Annotated in this window: 15 protein-coding genes; 4 read left to right on the forward strand and 11 right to left on the reverse strand. The window is 43.3% G+C overall.

Annotated features, from left to right (window positions below; translation table 11 throughout):
- Window positions 1-15: 15 nt before the first annotated feature.
- From parC to nudF, 6 genes are all read right to left on the reverse strand, one after another.
- Complete coding sequence (gene parC / locus MHN79_RS04600) at window positions 16-2,283, reverse strand: DNA topoisomerase IV subunit A (protein WP_239171899.1); 2,268 nt, start codon at window positions 2,281-2,283, stop codon at window positions 16-18.
- Between the two features lie 3 nt (window positions 2,284-2,286).
- Window positions 2,287-4,167 carry a DNA topoisomerase IV subunit B gene (gene parE / locus MHN79_RS04605; RefSeq protein ID WP_239171900.1) on the reverse strand — a complete coding sequence of 627 codons (1,881 nt, stop codon included), beginning with the start codon at window positions 4,165-4,167 and terminating at the stop codon, window positions 2,287-2,289.
- A 211-nt stretch (window positions 4,168-4,378) separates the two neighbouring features.
- Window positions 4,379-4,963 carry an esterase YqiA gene (gene yqiA / locus MHN79_RS04610; protein WP_239171901.1) on the reverse strand — a complete coding sequence of 195 codons (585 nt, stop codon included), beginning with the start codon at window positions 4,961-4,963 and terminating at the stop codon, window positions 4,379-4,381.
- A gap of 31 nt (window positions 4,964-4,994) precedes the next feature.
- On the reverse strand, window positions 4,995-5,813 hold the full coding sequence (gene cpdA / locus MHN79_RS04615; protein ID WP_239171902.1) for a 3',5'-cyclic-AMP phosphodiesterase: 819 nt from the start codon (window positions 5,811-5,813) through the stop codon (window positions 4,995-4,997).
- Window positions 5,814-5,822: 9 nt separating this feature from the next.
- The gene (locus tag MHN79_RS04620) at window positions 5,823-6,263 is read right to left on the reverse strand and encodes a DUF1249 family protein (RefSeq protein WP_114785066.1); all 441 of its coding nucleotides are present in this window, start codon (window positions 6,261-6,263) and stop codon (window positions 5,823-5,825) included.
- Entirely contained in the window at window positions 6,251-6,880 is a 630-nt protein-coding gene (gene nudF / locus MHN79_RS04625) for an ADP-ribose diphosphatase (protein ID WP_239171903.1), read from the reverse strand. The genes MHN79_RS04620 and nudF overlap by 13 nt, the downstream gene beginning before the upstream one ends.
- Before the next feature lie 233 nt (window positions 6,881-7,113).
- On the opposite strand from nudF, the gene tolC reads away from it, so the two are divergent.
- Complete coding sequence (gene tolC, locus MHN79_RS04630; RefSeq protein ID WP_239171904.1) at window positions 7,114-8,466, forward strand: outer membrane channel protein TolC; 1,353 nt, start codon at window positions 7,114-7,116, stop codon at window positions 8,464-8,466.
- Window positions 8,467-8,521: 55 nt separating this feature from the next.
- On the opposite strand, the gene arcB is transcribed toward tolC, so the two are convergent.
- Window positions 8,522-10,864: an aerobic respiration two-component sensor histidine kinase ArcB gene (gene arcB / locus MHN79_RS04635; RefSeq protein ID WP_239171905.1), complete on the reverse strand. Its 2,343-nt coding sequence runs from the start codon at window positions 10,862-10,864 to the stop codon at window positions 8,522-8,524.
- A gap of 80 nt (window positions 10,865-10,944) precedes the next feature.
- A complete protein-coding gene (locus MHN79_RS04640) occupies window positions 10,945-12,693 on the reverse strand; it encodes a GGDEF domain-containing protein (protein ID WP_160929358.1) in 1,749 nt (582 codons plus the stop codon).
- Window positions 12,694-13,220: 527 nt separating this feature from the next.
- On the opposite strand from MHN79_RS04640, the gene gltB reads away from it, so the two are divergent.
- The 3 genes from gltB to MHN79_RS04655 all read left to right on the forward strand — a co-directional run bounded on the left by gltB (window position 13,221) and on the right by MHN79_RS04655 (window position 19,637).
- Complete coding sequence (gene gltB / locus MHN79_RS04645) at window positions 13,221-17,684, forward strand: glutamate synthase large subunit (RefSeq protein ID WP_239171906.1); 4,464 nt, start codon at window positions 13,221-13,223, stop codon at window positions 17,682-17,684.
- A 20-nt stretch (window positions 17,685-17,704) separates the two neighbouring features.
- The gene (locus MHN79_RS04650; RefSeq protein ID WP_239171907.1) at window positions 17,705-19,117 is read left to right on the forward strand and encodes an FAD-dependent oxidoreductase; all 1,413 of its coding nucleotides are present in this window, start codon (window positions 17,705-17,707) and stop codon (window positions 19,115-19,117) included.
- Between the two features lie 91 nt (window positions 19,118-19,208).
- Window positions 19,209-19,637 (forward strand): DUF1499 domain-containing protein, encoded by a 429-nt coding sequence (locus tag MHN79_RS04655; RefSeq protein WP_239171908.1) that lies wholly within the window; start codon window positions 19,209-19,211, stop codon window positions 19,635-19,637.
- A gap of 54 nt (window positions 19,638-19,691) precedes the next feature.
- Here MHN79_RS04655 and truB read toward each other — a convergent pair whose 3' ends face one another.
- The 3 genes from truB to infB form a co-directional block, all read right to left on the reverse strand.
- Window positions 19,692-20,639, reverse strand: coding sequence for a tRNA pseudouridine(55) synthase TruB (gene truB / locus MHN79_RS04660; RefSeq protein ID WP_239171909.1), 948 nt, complete (start codon window positions 20,637-20,639; stop codon window positions 19,692-19,694).
- Entirely contained in the window at window positions 20,639-21,052 is a 414-nt protein-coding gene (rbfA, locus tag MHN79_RS04665) for a 30S ribosome-binding factor RbfA (protein WP_152431185.1), read from the reverse strand. The genes truB and rbfA overlap by 1 nt, the downstream gene beginning before the upstream one ends.
- Window positions 21,053-21,154: 102 nt before the next feature.
- A complete protein-coding gene (infB, locus tag MHN79_RS04670) occupies window positions 21,155-23,848 on the reverse strand; it encodes a translation initiation factor IF-2 (RefSeq protein WP_239171910.1) in 2,694 nt (897 codons plus the stop codon).
- Between the last annotated feature and the right edge of the window lie 7 nt (window positions 23,849-23,855).

Here is a 23,855-nt window from a genome sequence, read left to right on the forward strand (position 1 = left end):
CATGGGGGTTACATTCTATTCGCTTTCCTTGGACTCAGAGGTTTCAACCTCGATTCGCGTGACTCTTTGCAAACCTCTTGGCAATAAGCTCCCCCTACGGCCACGTTCCCCTCGGAAGTTATCCAAGTCAGACGCTTTCAAGCCGAGTTTACGTTTACCTGCATACAAGGTTATCGAAGCTCCTTGAGGTATGGCCATCAAATGAGACACTAACTCCTCTCGTTCTTTGGCTTTTGCAGCTGGTATATTAATGATCTTATTACCCTTGCCTTTACCTAACTGTGGTAAATCTTTTATTGGGAATAACAACATCCGCCCTTGATTTGTGATCGCAAGAATTTCATCGTGATCTAAATTACTTATGCTGTACGGCACCATCACTTCAGAGTTCTGTGGCAAGGTCACCAAGGCTTTACCGCTGCGATTTTTAGACAGTAAATCACTTCCCTTACAAACGAAACCATAACCTGCATCTGAGCCAACCAGCCACAGCTGCTCTTCTTCGCCCATGACGACATGACGAATACTTGTACCTGCATTGATATTTAACCGACCTGTAATGGGCTCTCCTTGGCTACGTGCAGAGGGAAGAGAGTGAGATTCAAGCGAGTAACTCCGGCCATCACTGCCAAGGAACACTGAATGCTGACTACTTTTACCTCTTGCATGAGCAAGGTATTTATCACCAGACTTATAATTCAACCCTTCAGGGTCAACATCATGGCCTTTAGCATGACGGATCCAGCCCTTATCCGATAGGACAACAGTTATAGGCTCACTTGGCACCAGATCACGCTCTGTCAATGCTTTCGCTTCGGCGCGCTCAACAAGTGGCGAGCGGCGATCATCACCATACTTTTCCGCATCGGCTTTAATTTCTTTTTTGATCAACGTATTTAGACGACGCTCTGAGCCAAGCAGTAGCTCAAGTTTTTCCCTTTCTTTCTCAAGCTCTTCTTGCTCTCCACGAATTTTCATCTCTTCCAGTTTGGCAAGGTGACGAAGCTTGGTATCCAAAATCGCATCAGCTTGAATGTCGGTGATGCCAAACCTTGCCATCAATACAGCTTTAGGATCGTCTTCAGTACGGATGATTTCTATCACTTCGTCCAAATTAAGGTAAGCAACCAACAAACCTTCTAGGATATGTAAGCGAGCAAGAACTTTATCGAGACGATGCTGTAAACGGCGGCGAACTGTCGTACGGCGATACTCTATCCATTCGGTAAGAATCCGGACTAACCCTTTGACTTGAGGTCGGTTATCTAGACCGATCATGTTAAGATTCACACGGAAATTTTTCTCAAGATCCGTCGAAGCAAACAGGTGATCCATTAACTGTTCACAATCAATTCGATTAGAGCGAGGGACTATCACAATACGAGTAGGGTTTTCATGATCTGATTCATCTCGCAAATCATCAACCATGGGTAATTTTTTTGCCCTCATTTGATTGGCGATTTGTTCAAGTAACTTCGCACCTGAAACTTGATGAGGCAAAGAGGTAATGACTATCTCACCACCATCTTTATGCCAAACAGCGCGCATTTTAATACTGCCGCGCCCTGTACGATAGATCTTTTCTAAATCAGCTCTCGGGGAAATAATTTCAGCTTCAGTCGGATAATCAGGCCCCTGAACGAAATTCATTATATCAGCCAACTCCGCTTTTGGACTGTCGATCAAATGAATTGCTGCATCTGCTACTTCTCTTACATTGTGAGGAGGAATATCGGTCGCCATACCAACTGCAATACCCGTTACTCCGTTGAGAAGGATATGTGGCAAGCGTGCTGGCAACATTTGTGGCTCTTTCATTGTGCCGTCAAAGTTTGGTTGCCACTCAACCGTTCCTTGCCCTAACTCACCCAGCAAAACTTCAGCAAATTTAGACAGTTTTGCTTCGGTATAACGCATGGCAGCAAAGGATTTAGGGTCATCTGGTGCCCCCCAGTTCCCTTGCCCATCGACCAATGGATAACGATACGAGAATGGCTGAGCCATCAAGACCATGGCTTCATAACATGCGGAGTCGCCATGGGGGTGATATTTACCCAACACATCACCGACAGTACGAGCAGATTTCTTATACTTTGCGGCAGCAGAAAGCCCGAGCTCAGACATAGCATAAATAATACGTCTTTGAACAGGTTTTAAACCGTCACCAATATATGGCAAGGCTCTGTCCATGATGACGTACATGGAATAATTTAGATAAGCGTCTTCAGTGAAGGTGCGCATTGGCAACTGTTCAACGCCATCGTATGTAATTTCTGTCGACATTCGTTAAACCTCTGCCAAATCACCGTTGTTTTGTAACCAAGAACGGCGATCATCTGCCCGTTTCTTACCAAGCAACATATCCATCATTTCTATCGTCGCTTCTGAATCATCAATCGTTAATTGAACAAGACGTCGGGTATTTGGATCCATAGTCGTTTCACGCAATTGCAATGGATTCATTTCACCAAGCCCCTTAAATCGCTGCACGTTAATCTTGGCTTTCTTTTTCGATAGGCGTTCTAACACACCCTCTTTTTCGTCATCATCCAAGGCATAGAAAACTTCTTTACCACAGTCGATGCGATAAAGTGGCGGCATAGCCACATAGATATGTCCAGCTTCGACTAAGGATCTAAAGTGTCGGGTAAACAAGGCACAGAGCAATGTAGCGATATGCAAACCATCAGAGTCAGCATCCGCTAAAATACAGATTTTGCCGTACCGCAAGCCTTCAAGATTTTCACTATCAGGGTCGATTCCTAGAGCAACGGATATATCATGCACCTCCTGAGACGCGAGCACTTGGTCAGCGGAAACTTCCCAAGTATTGAGGATCTTTCCTCTAAGCGGCATTACTGCTTGGAATTCTCTATCTCGAGCCTGCTTAGCCGAACCACCAGCAGAGTCTCCTTCGACAAAGAAAATTTCAGTACGACTTAAATCTTGCAAAGAGCAGTCGGTCAATTTGCCCGGCAACGCAGGCCCGGATGCAACTTTCTTACGTACGACTTTTTTACTCGCGCGCATACGACGGTGAGCGTTGGCAATACACACTTCTGCCAACTGTTCAGCTAATTGAGGCTTTTCGTTTAGCCATAAACTAAACGCATCTTTTACAACGCCGGACACAAAAGCAGCGGTTTGGCGGGATGAAAGACGTTCTTTTGTTTGACCAGCAAACTGCGGGTCCTGCATCTTAACCGATAACACATAAGAACACCGGTCAAATACATCATCCCCTGTTAACTTGACGCCTCGTGGTAACAAGTTTCGAAATTCACAAAACTCTCGCATGGCATCAAGTAGACCTTGACGCAAACCATTAACATGAGTTCCTCCCTGCGCAGTTGGGATCAAGTTAACGTAGCTCTCGGTGATCATTTCACCGCCTTCTGGCTGCCAAATAACAGCCCAAGTCGCCGCTTCGGTTTCAGCTGAGAATTCACCAGTAAAAGGCGCTTCAGGCAATACGGTATAACCTTTGACACCCTCGGCAAGATAATCCTTTAAACCATCTTCATATAACCATTTGTGCTCATTGCCACTGACTTTGTCTGTGAAAGTAATTTCAAGTCCAGGGCATAACACAGCTTTAGCTCGAAGGTTATTCACCAAACGAGCAACGGAGAAATTGGCGGAGTCGAAATACTTTGCATCAGGCCAAAAGTGAACACTTGTACCCTTGTTACGTCGACCACATGTCCCTGTTACTGTCAGATCGGAAACTTTATCGCCATGTTCAAATGCAATTTCATACACTTGTCCATCTCGTCTTACAGTGACTTCGACACGCTTTGATAAAGCATTGACTACTGAGATACCAACCCCGTGTAAGCCTCCGGAGAATTGATAGTTTTTGTTTGAGAACTTACCACCAGCATGCAGCTTACACAGTATCAGCTCTACCCCAGATACTTTCTCTTCTGGATGTATATCAACAGGCATACCGCGTCCATCATCGATCACTTCGAGAGATTGGTCGGCATGCAAAATTACTTGAACCTTGGAAGCGTGTCCGGCTAGCGCTTCATCGACACTGTTATCGATGACTTCTTGCCCTAAGTGATTGGGCCGCGCAGTATCCGTATACATCCCGGGTCGGCGTTTTACCGGCTCCAAGCCATTGAGAACCTCAATGGCTCCAGCATTATATTGTTCAGTCATAATACGGAATATCGTTTGTAGAAAATAATGAATAACTGAGCTAATCTGCTTTTATCGTCAACCAGGTTGCATATAGACTATAAAAGCATTCAAACTCTCATCGTTTTGTATCCAGCTCAGTACAGGAGAAACATAGTCTGGAAGAGAAGGAACTATGTCAAGTGAGATAATTAACTAACCACTAAATTTATGACTTTTCCCTCAATGGAAACTATAGCTGAAGGAAGTCGATGATTGGCTCTAGATGACGTTCAAAACTGACAAAACTGTGATTCCCCCCCTCTTCTACAGTCTGTTTAGCCATTGAAAACCTCTCAACAGCTTGACGAAAGTCAAGTACCTCATCATGAGTTTGCTGCAAAAGCCAAAAGTCTTCTGGATTTTGAATACTCGCAACATCGAGAGATTTTAATTCATCGATATGAGCTTCAGATAGAACATAGCGCAGGCCTGTGTATGGGTTTTCTTGTTCTCCTAGATAATCTTGCAGTAATTCATAGGGCTTTACCGCAGGGTTTACAACCACAGCTTTAAAGCCAAAACGAGCATTCAGCCACACAGAGAGATATCCACCAAGAGAGCTACCGACAAGTCCAATGCGATAATCATTTTTGTATTGCTCAACTATGTCTAGTAGGCAGTCCGCAGCTTGTTGGGGAAAACATGGAAGCTGAGGAACCACAACTTTAATATCAGGCCTGTGCAATGCACAGTATTCTCTCATCAAGGTCGCTTTTTGCGATAATGGAGAGCTATTAAAACCATGGATATATAAGAGTAAAGAAGGTTTCATCATGTATCCTGTGATAGTAATGACGCAGTGTAAATTAATACCCAGAAGAACTAAAATCAGGAATAAAGCTCCCCATAGGCAAACGCTTAACCTCTGTGGTTAGGTTCCCACTTGGATGTAATACAATTTCACGCCAACCAGGAGACTGGTTATCCACGGCAAAGTCATCACTAAGTGGTTTAAATTGTACACACGTCGATGGCGTTGCCATTACTCTGACATCATGTCGATATCTATCCATATCCTGATGAACGTGACCACAGAGCACGGCCTTAACATTGGAGTGCTTTTCTATAACTTTCCAAAAGCTCTCTGAATCCTTGAGGGTATGCTGATCCAACCAAGCACTACCGATAAGTACAGGGTGATGATGCAATAAAATCAACGCATAGCGTTCAGGATAAAGGTTGAGTTTATCTTCAAGTAGTGACAGTTGTTCTTCACTAAGACGACCATGTGGAACACCAACCACTTGAGAATCTAAGACTATCATTTGCCAGTAATCGCCAAGTAAAAGATGTTCTAGGTACTGGATTTGTTGAGAACAAAGCACAGAATCCATATTGGGCCTAAAGTCATGATTACCGGGTAACCAAAAACAAGTCTTGTGGAGCTTTGAAATGCCTGATTCAAAACGTTGGTAAGATAATGCACTGTGGTCTTGCGAAATATCTCCAGTGGCGACAATAGCTTCGTAATTTGTGTTTTGTTCAGTGATCGCACTCACCACAGCATCAAAGCTGTCACTCGTGTTGACACCAAGAAGACTGCCATCATTAGCTTCAAACAGATGAGTATCTGTAATTTGAAGCAGCCTGATGCTTCCATCCACAGAACTAGATGTTACTTTCAAAATAAAAACCTAAATATTGAGCGGCGTTCGACTAATACCATGCCTTAAACAGAAAGATAACCAATCCCCCAAAAAGCGGTTGCGCTGTAATTTTTCGTCTTGTTGAACCATTTTATCATTGGGGTAATCGTAACGTGCTCTGACTCGTTTCAGATGTGCACACTCGCACACCTCTGCCACTCGAGCATCATGGTAAAGCCTGACAGACATTTTTGGCAAAGGAAACACCGGAACATCATCGCTTTGACAAATATCAACCAAAGTTGTGTACTTTGTGATTTCTGCCACTTGAATTTGGTATGTCATATGGGCAGCTTGGTAACAGCGCACATCACCAACCTGTGCCTTGTTTGGCAACAAAGCATTTAACTTGGCATAATTGGTTTCATATGTTCGCATCAAATCTGCCAAATCTACATGATACGTTTTTTTTACTGCTAAATTTGCCATTGCTCTCTTACGGACTGGTAATTCAACTGCAACCATTGCAACGCAATGATAGAAGCACCATTTTCAAACTTACCTTCGACTACCCATTGATAGGCAGTCTCTCGGTTTACGACATGAACTTTAATGTCCTCTCCTTCATAGTCTAAACCATGAATGCCACTTGCGTTTGATGCATCAACCTTGCCAACATAGACATCTAACCTCTCAGAGCAGCCTCCTGAAGAGGGGTAATACGAAGTAACGCTCAAAAGATCTTCAATAGAAACATTGGCTTCCTCTACTGCCTCACGGCGAGCAACACTTTCAGCACTTTCCCCTTTATCAATGATCCCAGCCACAATCTCAAGTTGCCACGGACTCGAATGAGTCAAAGCACCAACACGTATTTGTTCAATTAAAACAACTTTATCAGTAACAGGATCATATGGAAGTACGGCAGCAGCATTACCTCTTTCAAACATTTCTCGTTCAATAACCTCACTCCAGCCACCATTAAACAATCTGTGTCTGAAACGATATTTCACCATATTAAAAAAACCGGAGAACACGGTTTCTTTTGAGAGTATCTCTACATCTTTGGAAGTAAATTCGTGCTGTTGTTCTTCACTGTGTGACATTGGCTACCCCATAAGTTAATTTTATAGTTTACTCAGACAAAAGCTTAACTTCCAAGGGTCTAGATAAACTTTTTATGCAAATTTTATATTCAGAGTTAAATTTAACTGCTTTGGGATAAGTTTTTTTAGATAACAAAGTGTAAAAATTTACAAAAATTTGCGTAAATTTGCATCAAAGTTGAGGTAAACTCTCGACGAGTTACCTTTTTCATATTTTGGCAGGGATAAAACCGATGAGAAAACTGCTTCCACTGGTGATAAGTGCAGCACTAGGCAGCCTTAGCGCGAACGCTTTCGCAGATACACTAACGGAAATTTATAATCAAGCAATCACAAACGATCCTACTCTATTGAGTGCAAAAGCCTCAAAAGATTCTGCGTTTGAAGCGATCAATTCGAGCCGTGCAACCTTACTTCCTCAAATCAACTTAACGGCTTCATACGATCTCAATCGAGGAGAAACAAGCATACCAAGTCAGCAACTAAGTGATACGAGTAATGATTCGGATGTATGGAACGCAACGCTTGGCTTCTCGCAAGAGCTGTATAAGCGCTCAAGCTGGATAACTTTAGATACAGCAGAAAAAAACGCCCGTAAAGCCGATGCTGCCTATGCAGCAGCTCAGCAGTCACTGATTCTTAGAGTGTCGACTGCCTATTTTGATGTGCTAAGAGCTCAAGACAATTTAGAGTTTGTCCAAGCAGAGAAAGCCGCTGTTGGTCGTCAACTAGAGCAAACAAAGCAGCGTTTTGAAGTCGGTTTATCAGCAATCACCGATGTTCATGACGCACAAGCTCAGTATGACTCTGTTCTCGCAGATGAAGTTTTGGCTGAAAATGAACTTATCAATAGCTATGAAGGCCTGCGTGAAATTACAGGCGTTGAACATTCAAACCTCTATGTTTTGGATATTGAACGTTTTTCAGCGAGTAAAAGTGAAACACCTGTTGACACCCTGCTAAAAGAAGCAGAGCAGAAAAATTTAACTCTGCTGTCATCACGAATCACCAAAGATATTGCTAAAGACAATATTTCTTTGCAAAGCTCAGGTCACCTTCCTTCACTTACGTTAGATGGCGGCTATACACTTGCAGAACAAAAGAACAGTGATATTGCAACCCAAGATTCTGACTCCGACAATTTTAACATCGGACTCAATCTTTCAGTTCCTATCTATAGTGGCGGCGCGACGTCTTCGTTAACCAAACAAGCTGAGTTTGATTTTGTGGCCGCAAGCCAAAACCTTGAAGCCTCTTATCGAAGTGTCGTCAAAGATGTACGAGCTTTTAATAACAACATTAATGCCTCTATCGGTGCACTGCGTGCTTATGAGCAAACCGTGGTTTCGGCTAAATCAGCCTTAGAAGCAACTGAAGCTGGTTTTGATGTCGGGACTCGAACTATTGTTGACGTTTTAGACTCAACAAGAAACCTGTACGACGCAAATAAAAACCTCTCTGATGCTCGCTACAACTACATACTCAGTGTTCTTCAGCTACGAGAAGCGGTAGGAACCCTGAATGAGCAAGATATTCTTGATATCAATGCTGGGCTCAAAGTTGCAAGCCAAAAAAACAAAAGTTAATCACTACTAACTTTGAATAAAACAGAAGGATGAAATACATTTCATCCTTCTTTACTCACCCTCTTTGTCCAAGCCATTCCTTTAACGTCGCAATATCATTTTGATATTCATTTTTGATTTCTTCGACCCAATCATCAATATTTTTCCACCAAGCAGGTCGTTCTGGCGACTGTGCTTTTTGAGCCACTAGCTGAATATGTTTTAAACCTATAGAACCTGCAGCTCCTTTAATCTTATGGGCTTCTTCAACAATACCTTGCTGATCTTTTGCCGTCATATTTGAATCAAGCACTTTTATATAATCAGGCATCATATCTTCAAACATACTAATGCTCTCAAGCACCGGCTGAGTACCAACAATATCAACATAAGACTCAAGCATATCTAGGTCTAAGACTTTATTGTACAACTCGCTTTTCTCACCTAGGTTTTGAGACTTGGTAGGCTGCAAAGGCTCTTGTATATCATTAGAAGTAAATTGGGCGATGACTTCTTGCATGGCAGTGACAGACAAAGGTTTACTTATTGCTTCATCCATTCCGTTTTGTAAGTATTCATCTTTGTCTTTGAGTACATTAGCCGTTAAAGCTATCAAAGGGGGTAAGTCTTTATAAGTTTGGCGATAAAAACTGGCTACATCAAAGCCTGTCATATCGGGAAGTTGAATGTCGAGAAATACAAGGTCATAAAGATCAGGGTCAAACATCTCAATCGCATCTTGGCCTGTCATTGCCACCGTCACCTCGTGTCCCATACTCTCAAATAAAGAGCGAGCAACAGTAACATTGAGTTCGATATCCTCTACCATGAAGATACTTAAATCTCTTTGAGCAGCCTGAGAAGATTCTGACATTTCCTTAGTAGCTGATAATGGGGCACTGAGTGTAACAGTAAAGGTACTACCAAACCCTTCTTCACTACTAACGCTGATATCTCCTCCCATCATCTTGATTAGCTGCTTAGAAACAGCTAACCCAATACCTGTACCGACAGCATGAAGATTATCTTTACCCGACTTTACTTGATAGTACATAGCAAAAATTTTATCCACTTCAGATTCAGGAATGCCAACTCCACTATCTTCCACTTCAATAGTTATGTACGCCACATCATCCCTGATTTCAGCTTCTACCGTCATGACAACACCACCTTCTTTGGTGAACTTCATGGCGTTACTGATCAAATTCCAAAGTACTTGACGAAGACGAGTCGCATCAACTTCAATAGCATCAGGTAACTCAGTTAGACGCTCTAAGTCAAAACGTAGATTCTTTTGTGAAGCCATCAAAGCTGAGATACTTTCGATTTCTGCAACAAATTCTTCAAAGTTTAACCTGGCAGGAAACAGCTCAAGCTTACGTCGATCAAACTTATCCATATCAATGATATCGTTAAATATATTCCCCAAAGTAATTGCACTGACATTGATAGTTTGCATTTGATGGCGCTGCTCATCGGTGAGTTTCGTTTCAAGCAGCATGCGACTTAACCCAACAATCCCATTGAGTGGTGTACGTAATTCATGACTAATCGTTGAGATAAATGTTGTCTTATCTCGGCTGGCTTTTTCTAATGATTCTTGATGTCGCTTACGTTCTGTAATATCACGTCCAAACCCAACCAAACCAAGATGTCGACCATCTTTGCTGTAGAAAGGCACCTTACGTAGTTCAAAAAAACTCTTACGGCCGTCAGGGTACTCTAACCATTGCTCGTAAGTCAGTGCCTTATTATCAGAAAAGACTTTCTGGTCCGTATCAACAATTTGTTGAGCAACTTCTTTTCGATATACATCCCAAGGCGTTAAACCGACCAACTGGTTCTCTTTCTTACCCGTAAGCTCTTCCATGGCACGGTTGCACCCAGAAAATACGCCATCAGCATTACGGTAATATATAAGATCAGGTGAAGCGTCAATAAAAGAGCGTAAAAGTGCTGTTCTTTCAGCCAGCTCTAGCTGAGTTCGCTCTCTTTGATAGACCTCATTTTCGAGATCTTTCATTGCTTCTTCTCTCGCTTCTTCAGCTTTAATTCTCTCTTCTATTTCCAGATTCAGTTTAGAGATATTTTGATGAAGCTTATGATTTAAATCTTGATCTCGTGAACGCATATCTCGCAGTTTAGAAACCAACTTAGAAAGTCTTTGTCTCGACTCTTCAAGCTGATCAACCACAACAGACAAAAAGTAAACAGCCCAAGGAGTAATTAAAAGCCCAAAAAACACTGAGCGGACAATATCAATATCATCGACACGCCCACTAAGAACTAATGTGATACCAACTTGAACAACCACGGCTAAAGCAACGATGGCTAATGCGAGAAGAATAGAAAAACGTAAAATACCGAGCTTTACCAAAAGATCGACATAATACTGAGCGAGGTTTTTTATAGGTTTCATTAGGCGCTCCGTGCAACAAGATAGTGAAATTTTACCTTTTTTCACCTCACACGGCTAAGAATTCTAATTACTACATGAACCTAGTTGTTGGATGTGTGATGAACACAAGTTTGATTTCGTCCGTTAGCTTTGGCCTGATACAAAGCACTATCAGCAAGTGCTATTAAGTTTTCGCTTGTATCAGAAGGTTCAGGGACTATGCTTGCAATACCTATGCTGACAGTCAGGATTGGGCACACTTTTGAAGCATTATGTTCAAGCCTAAGCTGTCTCACTTTTGAGTGAATGGTTTCTGCTACTTGATATGCCCCTTCAGCAGTGGAGTTAGGTAAAATAAATGCGAACTCTTCCCCACCATAACGGGCAACACAATCACTACCGCGATGCAAGACTGAACTAAAGGCTTCAGCAACCTTAACTAGCGCATCATCGCCGGCTTGGTGCCCATAATGATCATTAAACCCCTTAAAGTAATCTATATCACATAACATAACCGCTAAAGGGTTTTTCTCGCGACTGTGTAAAGACCACAAAGTAGTGAGCTGCTCATCGAAAAAGCGGCGATTACCGATTTGCGTTAAGCTATCAACTAAACTCAAACGTTCCAGCTCCTGATTAGCTTCTTCAAGTTTTTGTGCCGCCAAATAACGTTCCGAAACATCTCTCGCCATGATTAACACGCCATTTGTGCCTGAGGCCGGATCGCGAAAAGGGGACTTCACAACATCGTACCAAGTAAAGTTTCCTTTACTGTCAACCAATTGGTCGATGTAACGAAGTGATTTTCCCTCATACAACACTTTCTGATCTGTCTCTGATAAGCGACGGTACACGTCATTAGGAATGATATCTTGAAGGCGTTTGCCGATTAGTTCATTAACATCAGAAATTCCTAACGCTCTGATGAAAGGCTTGTTGCAAGCTTGATATACCATATTCTCATTAAAAATACCGATGGCATCTGGGCTGGACTCAAGGATGTTTTGCAAAATGGTATCACGCTGCGCTAACGCAACCTCTGTATCTCGACGTCTATCCATTTCATCACGCAGACTCTTCTGTACATTGTGCCAATCTGTAACGTCGTGACTAATGCCTATTGTACCGATTCTTTCGCCAGAAGAGGAAATCAGAATATTTTGATAGGTTTCGAGTAAACAGCTTCGACCCTCCTCATCCGTTGTCCATCTGCGTTTGTTAGCTCGGCCTTTAACAACACCTTTAATATCAGCACATCCTTCTTGTTGACGCTCTCCCCAAAAGCGCTCAAAAGCTTTATTCGTCGATATAAGTTCACCTTCGTTATTTTTGACGAACACAAGTTCAGACAAATTATCCAAAGCACTACGCACCACAGACAGTGACTCTATTTCACGCTCCATCTCTGCATGTGAGGCTTGATGAGATGATAGATAGAGTAACCAAGCAATACGACCTCGATATATAGTTCTTCGTCCACTTATCTCTACTTTGATTCGGTTGTTTTTGGATACCTTCCACTCAATCGGAAAACACTTGAAACCATCTCCAGCAAAAAGCCCCACTGTCGACATCAAAAAATCTCGCGACACAGAATCAGGGAATAAAAAAGATTTACCGACACGACGAATAGCCAATAACTGCATCGCATTTTTGTTGGAAAGCAACAATTTGCCTGTCTTAGCCTCGACCAGAATAAGCGCTGATGGGGCATCCTGCACCAGAAGCTCGATATGTTTTTGAACCCGGGAATAGAGCGCGGCCGACAATAGAATGAAGAATAGAATCACTACGAGGTCAAGACCATGCCCATGAGACGTATCCCACAACCAGTAAAACACCTGCTCCATTCTTACTTCTCTGCCTTTAACTACCACTTATATAAGACTACAAAAAATATCAGTTGACTGCTGATTTTTCTCTACTTCACTCCCCTTTTTTACCTATCAAGGGGGCATTTGGTTAAATAATAATGAATGATTCTAGCAATAAGACGAATAACTACTCAATCCTTCCAAAATTTATCTTTAAGTCAGTATATTGTTCTAATGTTTTTTAATTCTCTTCAAGTTAAATTGTTGCAAAAATGTAACAACCAAAAACGCAAGCAACTGAAAAAAAAGAAATTTTAAGTATATTCTCCACGAAATAAGCCTTTAGGACTACATTTAATCAAAAGCTTGACCTTTCACACCATAAGATTTAGGTTGTTGGAATAGATGAAAATGATTTCATCATAATGAAAAAAATAATAAGAGGTTTAATTTACATTATTATGTTGATTTAAACCCTATGAGCGCATAAAAAATCGCCTGCATTCGTTTTCATTATGTAGGCAACACTGTCTGGAAGACAGAGAAGCAAAGGGAGAATTGCAATGGCTTTATATGATCCAAGGCTTGACAAAGACAACTGTGGATTTGGTTTAATCGCACATATGGATGGACACCCAAGCCACAAACTGGTTCGTACCGCAATTTCAGCGCTCGATCGTATGACTCACCGCGGCGGTATTGCAGCGGATGGTAAAACGGGTGATGGATGCGGTTTACTGCTGCAAAAGCCCGATTCTTATCTGCGACTCATCGCAGAAGAAAACAGTTTTAAGCTTGGCAAACAATATGCCATCGGTATGGTGTTTTTCAGCCAAGATCCAATAAAAGCTCAGTCAGCGAAAGACATTATCAATAAAGAGCTAACCCAAGAAACCTTATCTATCGCAGGCTGGAGGGACGTTCCAACCAACCCTGATGTACTTGGACCAATAGCTCATAACTCCCTACCCAATATTCAACAAGTCTTTATATCAGCTCCGGCAGGCTGGCGTGAACGTGATATTGAACGCCGTCTTTATATCGCCCGCAGACGCATAGAAAAACAGATAGTTAACGATCAAGATTTTTATATATGTAGCCTATCTACTCAAGTATTAGTCTACAAAGGTCTCTGCATGCCAGCTGACTTACCACGCTTTTATCTTGATCTAGCTGATTTACGCATGGAATCTGCTATTTGTTTATTCCATCAGCGTTTTTCAACCAATACCCAACCAAGATGGCCCCTTGCCCAACCTTTCCGTTATCTTGCACACAATGGTGAAATAAATACTATTGAAGGCAACCGCCAATGGGCCCGTGCTCGTGCATATAAATTCGCTTCCCCGTTACTGCCTGATTTACAAACCGCAGCGCCGTTTGTTAACGAAACAGGATCGGATTCATCCAGTTTAGATAATATGCTCGACCTATTCTTAGCGGGAGGCATGGATGTGTTTCGGGCAATGAGAATGCTGGTTCCGCCCGCTTGGCAGAATCATCCAGATATGGATCCCGACTTACGTGCATTTTACGACTTTAACTCTAAGCATATGGAACCTTGGGATGGTCCTGCAGGTATTGTATTGTCTGATGGCCGTTATGCAGCTTGTAACCTTGATCGAAATGGCTTGCGTCCTGCACGCTATGTGATAACCAAAGATCAACTCATTACTTTGGCATCGGAAGTTGGCATTTGGGATTATGCACCCGATGAGGTTGCTGAAAAAGGTCGAGTCGGCCCTGGAGAGCTACTTGTCGTCGATACCCGTCATGGAAAGCTTTGGCAATCTAGTGACATCGATAATGATTTAAAAAGCCGCCATCCATATAAAGAATGGATGGACAATAACGTTCATAAACTCACTCCGTTTTCTCAGTTACCTGATAACCAAATTGGTCAACGTCAATTCGACAACCTTCTTCTAAAAACTTACCAAAAACAATTTGCCGTAAGCAATGAAGAGATCGATCAAGTACTCAGAATTCTCGCAGATACGGGGCAAGAAGCCGTCGGCTCCATGGGGGATGACACCCCAATGGCCGTGCTATCTTCAAAAGAGCGTTTGATCACTGATTATTTCCGTCAAAAATTTGCTCAGGTCACCAATCCGCCAATTGATCCATTGCGTGAAAAGCATGTAATGTCTCTGGCAACCAGTGTTGGCCAAGAGATGAATGTGTTTTGTGAAACCGACGGACATGCTCACAGAGTCACTTTTGAGTCTCCTGTGTTACTGCACTCAGATATGCAGCAACTCCTCGAACTTTCTGATGAATACTACCGAAATACAGTAATCGATATTAACTACGACCCTGATAGTAAAAACCTCAAACAAGCAATCAATAATGTATGCGAGCAAGCCATTGAGCGTGTAAAAGCTGGCACCGTATTGGTTGTACTATCAGACAAAGCGATAGAAAAAGGCAAGCTTCCTATTCCAGCCGCCATGGCTGTAGGAGCCCTTCAACGCAGACTGATAGAAGAAAACCTTCGCTGCGACGCCAATATCCTTGTTGAAACAGCAACCGCGCGAGACCCACACCAGTTCGCTGTTCTACTCGGTTTTGGCGCAACCGCAATTTATCCATATCTAGCTTATGAATCCTTGGGTAAGTTAATTGATGATGGCATCTTAGATAAGAATTATCGCGATGTGATGCAAAGTTACCAATACGGGATCAATAAAGGGCTTTATAAAATCATGTCGAAAATGGGTATTTCGACCGTTGCTTCTTACCGCTGTTCTCAGTTATTCGAAGCGGTTGGCATCAGCTCCGACATCGTAGACCTCTGTTTCCACGGCGTTACAACCCGTATCCAAGGAGCAGGTTTTGAAGACTTCCAACAAGATTTATTCAACTTATCGAAAAAGGCATGGGCGAAAAGAAAAGAGATTGAACATGGGGGCTTACTTAAATATGTTCACGGTGGAGAATATCACGCTTACAACCCAGATGTAGTTAGTACTCTGCAGCAAGCAGTAAAATCGGGGGACGTAAGTGATTACGAGCATTTCTCCCAACAAGTCAATCAAAGACCCGTGGCAACCCTTAGAGACTTAATGACACTGAAAAAGTCCGATACGCCGCTCCCACTTGAGCGTATTGAGCCAAGTGAGGATCTCTTCAAGCGCTTTGATTCGGCCGCCATGTCTATTGGGGCTTTAAGCCCTGAAGCTCATGAAGCTTTAGCGACAGCAATGAATCGCCTAGGAGGATATTCAAATTCAGGTGAAGGCGGTGAAGATCCTCGCCGTTTTGGTACAGAACGTAACTCTCGCATTAAACAAATTGCCTCAGGGCGATTTGGAGTAACGCCGCACTACCTAACCAATGCAGATGTACTGCAAATAAAAGTAGCTCAGGGAGCAAAGCCAGGAGAAGGCGGACAACTTCCGGGACATAAAGTGACAGCAGAGATAGCGCAACTTCGTTACTCTGTTCAGGGGGTGACGCTGATATCTCCTCCTCCACATCATGATATTTATTCGATTGAAGACCTTGCTCAATTAATCTTTGATTTAAAACAGGTTAACCCTAAAGCACTGGTTTCTGTCAAATTGGTCAGTGAGCCTGGTGTGGGTACCATAGCGACTGGAGTTGCAAAAGCCTATGCCGACCTTATCACCATCTCAGGGTACGATGGAGGAACAGCGGCCAGTCCTTTGACTTCAGTGAAATATGCAGGTTGTCCATGGGAGCTTGGACTGGCAGAAACTCAGCAAGCTCTTGTAGCCAATGGACTAAGACACAAAATTCGCCTCCAGGTCGATGGCGGCTTAAAAACAGGATTGGATGTAATAAAAGCAGCCATATTAGGCGCCGAAAGCTTTGGTTTTGGTACCGCCCCCATGGTCGCTATGGGTTGTAAATTCCTGCGTATTTGTCACCTAAACAATTGTGCAACGGGCGTTGCCACTCAAGATGAAACTCTACGTAAGCAGTACTTCAAAGGGTTGCCAGAGCAAGTCATGAATTACTTTATCGGTCTTGCTGATGAAGTGCGTACACTACTGGCTGAATTAGGCGTCGAGAAACTCACTGACCTTATTGGCCGAACTGACCTCTTGCAAGCGATGGAAGGTTTATCAGCTAAGCAGTCTAAGCTAGATTTAACTCATATTTTAGAGGCGCCAGTTTCGCCTGATAAACATCCTTTATTTTGGACAGAGCCCAATACACCGTTTGATAAAGGCGATCTCAATCAGAAAATTCTAGATGATGCAGCCACCTCGATTGAAAAGCGTCAATCGGCAAGTTTTTTCTATAACGTCATTAATACTGACCGCTCAATTGGCGCTCATATTTCTGGTGAAATCGCAAAACGCTATGGTAACCAAGGAATGGCCGCCTCTCCTATTAAGCTTCACCTAGAGGGTACCGCTGGACAATCTTTTGGTGTTTGGAATGCTGGAGGCGTCGAGCAGTATCTCACCGGGGATGCTAATGACTATGTTGGAAAAGGGATGGCTGGAGGTAAATTAGTTATCAAACCTCATCTTGGTAGTGCATTTCGCTCCAACGAGGCAACTATTATTGGTAATACCTGTCTGTATGGTGCAACGGGAGGCAAACTGTTCGCCGCAGGAAAAGCTGGAGAGCGATTCGGCGTGCGAAACTCAGGAACAATAACTGTAGTTGAAGGTGCAGGCGACAACGCTTGTGAATATATGACGGGCGGCATCGTTGCCATATTAGGTGCCACAGGCGTCAACTTTGGTGCAGGGATGACTGGTGGTTTCGCATACGTTTTAGACCAAAACCAAGATTTTACCGGTCGAGTCAACAATGAGTCGGTTGAAGCATTGTCTCTATCAGATCTCTACATACACCAAGAACATCTACGTGGTCTTATCGCAGAACACTTAGAAGAAACAGCCTCTACACACGCTGAAGATATTCTGGCCAACTTTGATGAATGGATCCCTAAGTTTTACTTAGTTAAACCCAAGTCAGCGGATCTTCGCACTTTGCTCGGTCATCAAAGTCGCAGTGCAGCAGAGCTGCGCGTTCAAGCACAGTAATCAAGGAGGATGTCTGAATCATGAGCCAGAACGTATACCAATTTATTGACGTAAACCGTGTAGATCCTGCAAAAAAGTCGCTTAAAGTGAGAAAAATAGAGTTCGTAGAAATCTATGAACCTTTCACGAAACAGCAAGCAACCGCACAAGCAGATCGATGCTTAGATTGCGGTAACCCTTACTGCGAATGGAAGTGTCCAGTACACAATTACATACCGCAGTGGTTAAAACTTGCCAATGAAGGGCGAATTATAGAAGCCGCTGAGCTATCACATCAAACCAATAGTTTACCAGAGGTCTGTGGCCGAGTATGCCCACAAGACCGCCTGTGCGAAGGTTCTTGCACCCTAAATGATGACTTTGGCGCGGTCACAATAGGAAATATTGAAAAGTATATTACCGACAAGGCATTTGAAATGGGCTGGAAGCCTGATATGTCACAAGTCGAATGGACAGATAAAAAAGTGGCTATCATTGGCGCTGGACCTGCTGGACTTGCCGCTGCCGACATTCTCGTTCGTAATGGCGTAAAACCTGTAGTGTTTGACCGCTACCCAGAGATAGGAGGCCTACTCACTTTTGGTATTCCTTCGTTTAAGCTGGAAAAAGGCGTAATGGAAAATCGCCGCCAAATTTTTTCTGACATGGGGGTTGAGTTTCGCCTTAATGTAGAGGTTGGGCAAGACATCAAAATGGAGCAATTACTGGCGGATTATGATGCTGTTTTCCTCGGTGTTGGTACCTATAAAAGTATGCGAGCCGGTCTTGATAATGAAGAAGCTCAAGGCGTATACGACGCTCTACCTTTCCTAATTTCGAACACTTACAAAGTGATGGAGCTTGAAAACAGCCCATCTTTTATCGATATGGCAGGAAAGAAAGTAGTCGTGCTAGGCGGTGGTGATACAGCAATGGATTGCGTCCGTACATCCATCAGACAAGGAGCATCGAGTGTCACTTGTGCCTATCGGCGAGATGAGCAAAACATGCCAGGCTCAAGACGCGAAGTTAAAAATGCCAAAGAAGAAGGCGTTAAATTTCAGTTTAATCTTCAGCCTCTTGGTATAGAGGTTGATGCTTCTGGTAAGGTTTCTGGGGTTAAAGTGGTTAAAACTCAGCTGGGCATCGCAGACGATGCAGGCCGACGAAGACCAGAACCTATTGAAGGCTCTGAGCATATATTGCCTGCAGACGCTGTTATCATGGCCTTTGGTTTTCAGCCACATAAAATGGAGTGGTTAACACCCTTTGAAGTTGAGCTTGATCAATGGGGGCGTATCAAAGCCTCTAAAGACCAAGAGTTTCAATATCAAACCACAAATGAAAAAATTTTTGCAGGCGGTGATGCAGTGCGAGGCTCTGATCTTGTGGTCACTGCTATCGATGAAGGCCGCAAAGCAGCGCAAGGCATTCTTGATTATCTCGATGTATAACTTAGCATAAACGTATAAAAGGGGTTGACCTATTTGCGTCAACCCTTTTTTATAGTCATGACTAAAACCTTATCTAGTTAGGACGATTCGAATGATAAGAGCCGCCTTTTTGATTTTATCACTACTGATGCTTTCGGCTTGTAGCCAAGGAGTTCAAACAATGACTGACAGAACGTTACTGCCTTGCGGTGATAAACCTAATTGTGTATCTACGCAAGACTCCAGAGGCGAGCACAATATAGAGCCCTTCATTTTGACAGAGCAGGCCAATATAAATGTGATTGAGCAAGCCGCTCTAGAGTTACCTGGAGCAAAACTTGCTGAAAAGAGAGACGATTATTTACGTATCGAATGCACGTCAAAGATCATGCGTTTTGTCGATGACTTGGAGTTACGAATAGATGGTAATGTTTTGCTCGTGCGCTCAGAGTCACGAATAGGTTATTCAGACTTTGGCGTTAACAGAAAGCGAGCAGAGCAGCTAAGAAAACAGCTTCAAGCAGAGAAGCTCATTCAATAAATACATATAAAAAGCCGAAGCATTTTAGCTTCGGCTCAGATATTCTATGGTGAATTAGTTCACTTCATCACGAAATACGACCAATCTTTTGGGCGCAACCTTGCCATCATCATTAAGCTCAGCAACACCGATGAAAGTGCGTTCTTCACCCGATGTCATTCGCAGAGCTGGAGCATCAGGTACCCCAAAAACCTGAACAGGCATACCGTGCTGAACTAAGTTGGTCAATTCAGCGTTCAAATTCACCTCAGGCAAATCTTCCACTGCCGTATCCATAGGCAAAAGCAAAGGATCGAGAAGCTCTTTAGGAGCCACTTCATCACGATGCGCTTGATCCAGCAGCTCATTAAGCTGCTCTAGTGTCACCATTTTGTCGTATGGATAATTAGCAACACCCGTTCGACGAAGCATAGTAACGTGCGCGCCACAGCCAAGCATCTCACCAAGATCATCCACTATCGTACGGATATAAGTGCCTTTCGAACAGTGCACTTCCATTTCAACTTCACTGCCTTCAAAGCGATGAAGCAGAATTTCGTATACCTTTATTTTACGAGCCTCACGCGGTACTTCTATACCTTGTCGTGCATATTCGTATAATGGCTTACCTTGGTATTTTAATGCTGAAAACATCGAAGGAATTTGATCGGATTCACCACGAAACTCATCAATGCAGGCTTCTAATGTCTCGTGAGAAACATTAACAGGGCGAGTTTCGACAACCTCACCGTCTGAATCTGAAGTATCTGTACGTTGACCAAGCTTAGCAATAACTCGATAACGTTTATCAGAATCGAGCAAAAACTGAGAAAACTTAGTCGCCTCACCCAAGCAAATAGGTAACATACCCGTTGCCAGAGGATCCAAAGCTCCCGTATGACCGGCTTTTTCTGCAAAATAGATACGCTTTACTTTCTGCAGTGCGTCATTAGATGAAATGCCAGTAGGTTTATCCAAAAGGACGACACCATTGATTGGCCGGCCTTTACGACGACGCCCCATTAAGCCGTCCCCTCTTCTGGATTACTATCTTCGCGACCCGCATCTTTCTGCTTGCGTTTGTCTTCACTAATGACTTCGCTGACCAAGTTTGACATACGCATACCCTCGACAAGCGTATTATCATAGTGGAAACGAATTTCTGGGGTTAAGCGCAAGCGAATGCGTTTGCCCAGCATCATACGAATATGAACCTCATGCTCACGCAATGCCGTCAAACATGACTCAGGTGTTTGTTCACCCACGCACAAGAAGGTTACAAATACTTTTGCGTAGGCAAGATCACGTGATACTTCCACATCAGAAATCGTAACCATACCTAAACGTGAGTCACGGACTTCTCTTTGTAAGATCATCGCTAGTTCTTTCTGCAGCTGCTGTGCGACACGCTGCGTACGACTAAATTCTTTTGACATATCTTTTCTCTTATTAGAAAGAATGGGGGGATGGTTATAACCAGCCCCCCATGGCGTATTCAACAACCAATTACCGCTTATTTTTCAAAGCTTCTTAGTCAATTAATCAAGAGTACGTTTTACTTCAACGATTTCGAATACTTCAATTTGGTCACCAACGCGAACATCATTATAGTTCTTAACGCCGATACCACATTCGTAGCCGCTCTTAACTTCTTGAACATCATCTTTAAAGCGACGAAGTGATTCAAGCTCGCCCTCATAGATAACAACATTATCACGTAGAACACGGATTGGGTTGTTACGTTTTATAAGGCCTTCAGTCACCATACAGCCAGCAATTGCACCAAGCTTAGGCGACTTAAACACATCACGTACTTCAGCAAGACCAATGATTTCTTGCTTAAATTCAGGCGCTAACATACCACCCATAGCCTGTTTCACTTCATCAATCAATTGATAAATGATTGAGTAGTAACGCAAGTCTAGGTTTTCAGTTTCCACTGCGCGACGTGCTGTTGCATCGGCACGTACGTTAAAGCCAAGAATAATTGCATTAGAAGCAGCCGCTAGAACTGCGTCAGTTTCAGTGATTCCACCGACACCAGAACCAACAATGTTTACTTTCACTTCATCAGTAGAAAGTTTCAGTAGTGAATCAGCAATGGCTTCAACAGAGCCTTGAACGTCCGCTTTAAGTACAACGTTAAGTTCAGCAACTTCACCTGCCGCCATATTAGAGAACATATTCTCAAGCTTAGCTTTCTGCTGGCGAGCGAGTTTAACATCACGGAACTTACCTTGACGGTAGTTTGCAACTTCACGAGCTTTACGCTCATCACGTACAACCGTTGCTTCATCACCTGATGCAGGAACACCAGACAAGCCGATGATTTCGACCGGAATAGAAGGACCTGCTGTGAAGATCTCTTTACCATTTTCATCGCGCATTGCACGAACACGGCCATACTCTTGACCACAAAGAAGGATATCACCTTTGTTCAAAGTACCAGACTGTACAAGAACCGTTGCTACTGGACCGCGTCCTTTATCTAGGCGGGACTCAACAACAACACCAGAAGCCATGCCTTCTTCCACAGCAGTCAGTTCAAGAACTTCTGACTGAAGCAAAATAGTTTCAAGTAAGCCTTCAATATTAGTGCCCTGTTTAGCTGAGATGTGAACAAACATGTTCTCACCACCCCACTCTTCAGGGATCACGTCATACTGAGAAAGCTCATTCTTAACATTGTCTGGGTTAGCATCTTCTTTATCAATTTTGTTAACAGCAACAATCAAAGGTACACCAGCAGCTTTAGCGTGCTGAATCGCTTCGATAGTTTGCGGCATCACACCATCATCTGCTGCCACAACAAGTACAACGATATCAGTAGCTTGAGCACCACGAGCACGCATTGCAGTAAACGCTGCGTGTCCAGGAGTATCAAGGAAAGTGATCATACCGTTGTCAGTTTCAACGTGGTACGCACCAATATGCTGAGTAATACCACCAGCTTCACCTGAAGCAACGTGAGCCTTACGGATATAGTCAAGTGTGGACGTTTTACCATGGTCTACGTGCCCCATAATAGTGACAACAGGAGCACGAGGAACCGCTTCTGCATTGCTATCACGATCAGATAGAACGGCTTCTTCAAGTTCATTCTCTTTACGCAGAATAACTTTATGGCCCATTTCTTCTGCAACAAGCTGTGCAGTTTCTTGGTCAATCACTTGGTTAATCGTTGCCATCGCACCCATTTTCATCATTACTTTGATGACTTCAGTGCCTTTCACTGACATTTTGCTTGCCAGCTCAGAAACAACAATCGTCTCACCGATAACAACATCCGCCTTCGCAACAGTCGCTGTTTTATCAAAGCCCTGCTGCATTGAAGCAGGTTTAGCCAGTTTGCCTTTATTACGACCTTTGCCGCCACGTGGGCTGCGACTATTACGGCTTTGTTCTTCATTACTAGAACCAGAAGCTTTTTTCTTCTTCTTACGACGACCACCCTCTTCACGACGGTCAGCAGCATCTTCAGCTTCACGTGCGTAAGACGAGGTTGTCACGTGGTAATCAGAATTTTCTAGTTCTTTTTTCTTTTGTTCTTCTTCGCTCCAACGTGCTTCATTTTCTTCAGCCAGTTTACGAGCTTCTTCGACTAATTTTGCCGCTTCTTGCTCTGCTTTACGCTGAGCTTCTTCTTCTTGACGACGTTTTAGATCGTCTGCTTCTTTTTTCGCTTGCGCGGTCAATTCGGCACTTTTTGCATTCATGTCTTTTTTAGCCTTATCAGCTTGTACGCGTTTGGCTTTTTCTTCAGCTTCACGTTTTGCATCCGCTTCTCGTTTCGCTTTTTCTTCAGCCTCGCGCTTTGCTTTCTCTGCAGCTTCACGTTTTGCTGCTTCTTCAGCCTCACGCTTCGCAAGCTCTTCGGCTTCACGCTTTGCTGCTTCCTCAGCTTCGCGATTTGCGTCGTCTTCGATAATGCTGCGCTTCACATAAGTTCGTTTCTTGCGAACTTCGATTTGAACATCTTTACTCTTGCCTCCACCTGCATTCACACTAAGGGTGCTGCGAGTTTTTCTTTGTAGAGTCAAACGAGTCGGTTCGGCTTCGCCAGAAGTGTCACCATGCTCTTTTTTAAGGTGGGTAAGAAGCTTTTGTTTTTCTTCTTCACTCACCTGGTCTGCGCTTGCCTTTGCCATACCAGCATCAGCAAGTTGCTCCAATAAGCGATCAACTGGTGTGCCGATCTCTTCACTCAGAGCTTTAACAGTAATTTGTGTCATGCGCTTC

This window comes from Vibrio sp. Of14-4 (assembly GCF_022347625.1).
Taxonomy (GTDB): domain Bacteria; phylum Pseudomonadota; class Gammaproteobacteria; order Enterobacterales; family Vibrionaceae; genus Vibrio; species Vibrio pristinus.

Excerpts from the sequence above, each read along its gene's own strand:
- gltB (WP_239171906.1), top strand. The coding sequence starts at position 13,221 with ATGGCTTTATATGATCCAAGGCTTGACAAAGACAACTGTGGATTTGGT.
- MHN79_RS04655 (WP_239171908.1), top strand. The coding sequence starts at position 19,209 with ATGATAAGAGCCGCCTTTTTGATTTTATCACTACTGATGCTTTCGGCT.
- rbfA (WP_152431185.1), bottom strand. The coding sequence starts at position 21,052 with ATGTCAAAAGAATTTAGTCGTACGCAGCGTGTCGCACAGCAGCTGCAG.
- MHN79_RS04640 (WP_160929358.1), bottom strand. The coding sequence starts at position 12,693 with ATGGAGCAGGTGTTTTACTGGTTGTGGGATACGTCTCATGGGCATGGT.
- arcB (WP_239171905.1), bottom strand. The coding sequence starts at position 10,864 with ATGAAACCTATAAAAAACCTCGCTCAGTATTATGTCGATCTTTTGGTA.
- tolC (WP_239171904.1), top strand. The coding sequence starts at position 7,114 with ATGAGAAAACTGCTTCCACTGGTGATAAGTGCAGCACTAGGCAGCCTT.
- nudF (WP_239171903.1), bottom strand. The coding sequence starts at position 6,880 with ATGTCACACAGTGAAGAACAACAGCACGAATTTACTTCCAAAGATGTA.
- parC (WP_239171899.1), bottom strand. The coding sequence starts at position 2,283 with ATGTCGACAGAAATTACATACGATGGCGTTGAACAGTTGCCAATGCGC.
- yqiA (WP_239171901.1), bottom strand. The coding sequence starts at position 4,963 with ATGATGAAACCTTCTTTACTCTTATATATCCATGGTTTTAATAGCTCT.
- MHN79_RS04620 (WP_114785066.1), bottom strand. The coding sequence starts at position 6,263 with ATGGCAAATTTAGCAGTAAAAAAAACGTATCATGTAGATTTGGCAGAT.
- MHN79_RS04650 (WP_239171907.1), top strand. The coding sequence starts at position 17,705 with ATGAGCCAGAACGTATACCAATTTATTGACGTAAACCGTGTAGATCCT.
- parE (WP_239171900.1), bottom strand. The coding sequence starts at position 4,167 with ATGACTGAACAATATAATGCTGGAGCCATTGAGGTTCTCAATGGCTTG.
- infB (WP_239171910.1), bottom strand. The coding sequence starts at position 23,848 with ATGACACAAATTACTGTTAAAGCTCTGAGTGAAGAGATCGGCACACCA.
- truB (WP_239171909.1), bottom strand. The coding sequence starts at position 20,639 with ATGGGGCGTCGTCGTAAAGGCCGGCCAATCAATGGTGTCGTCCTTTTG.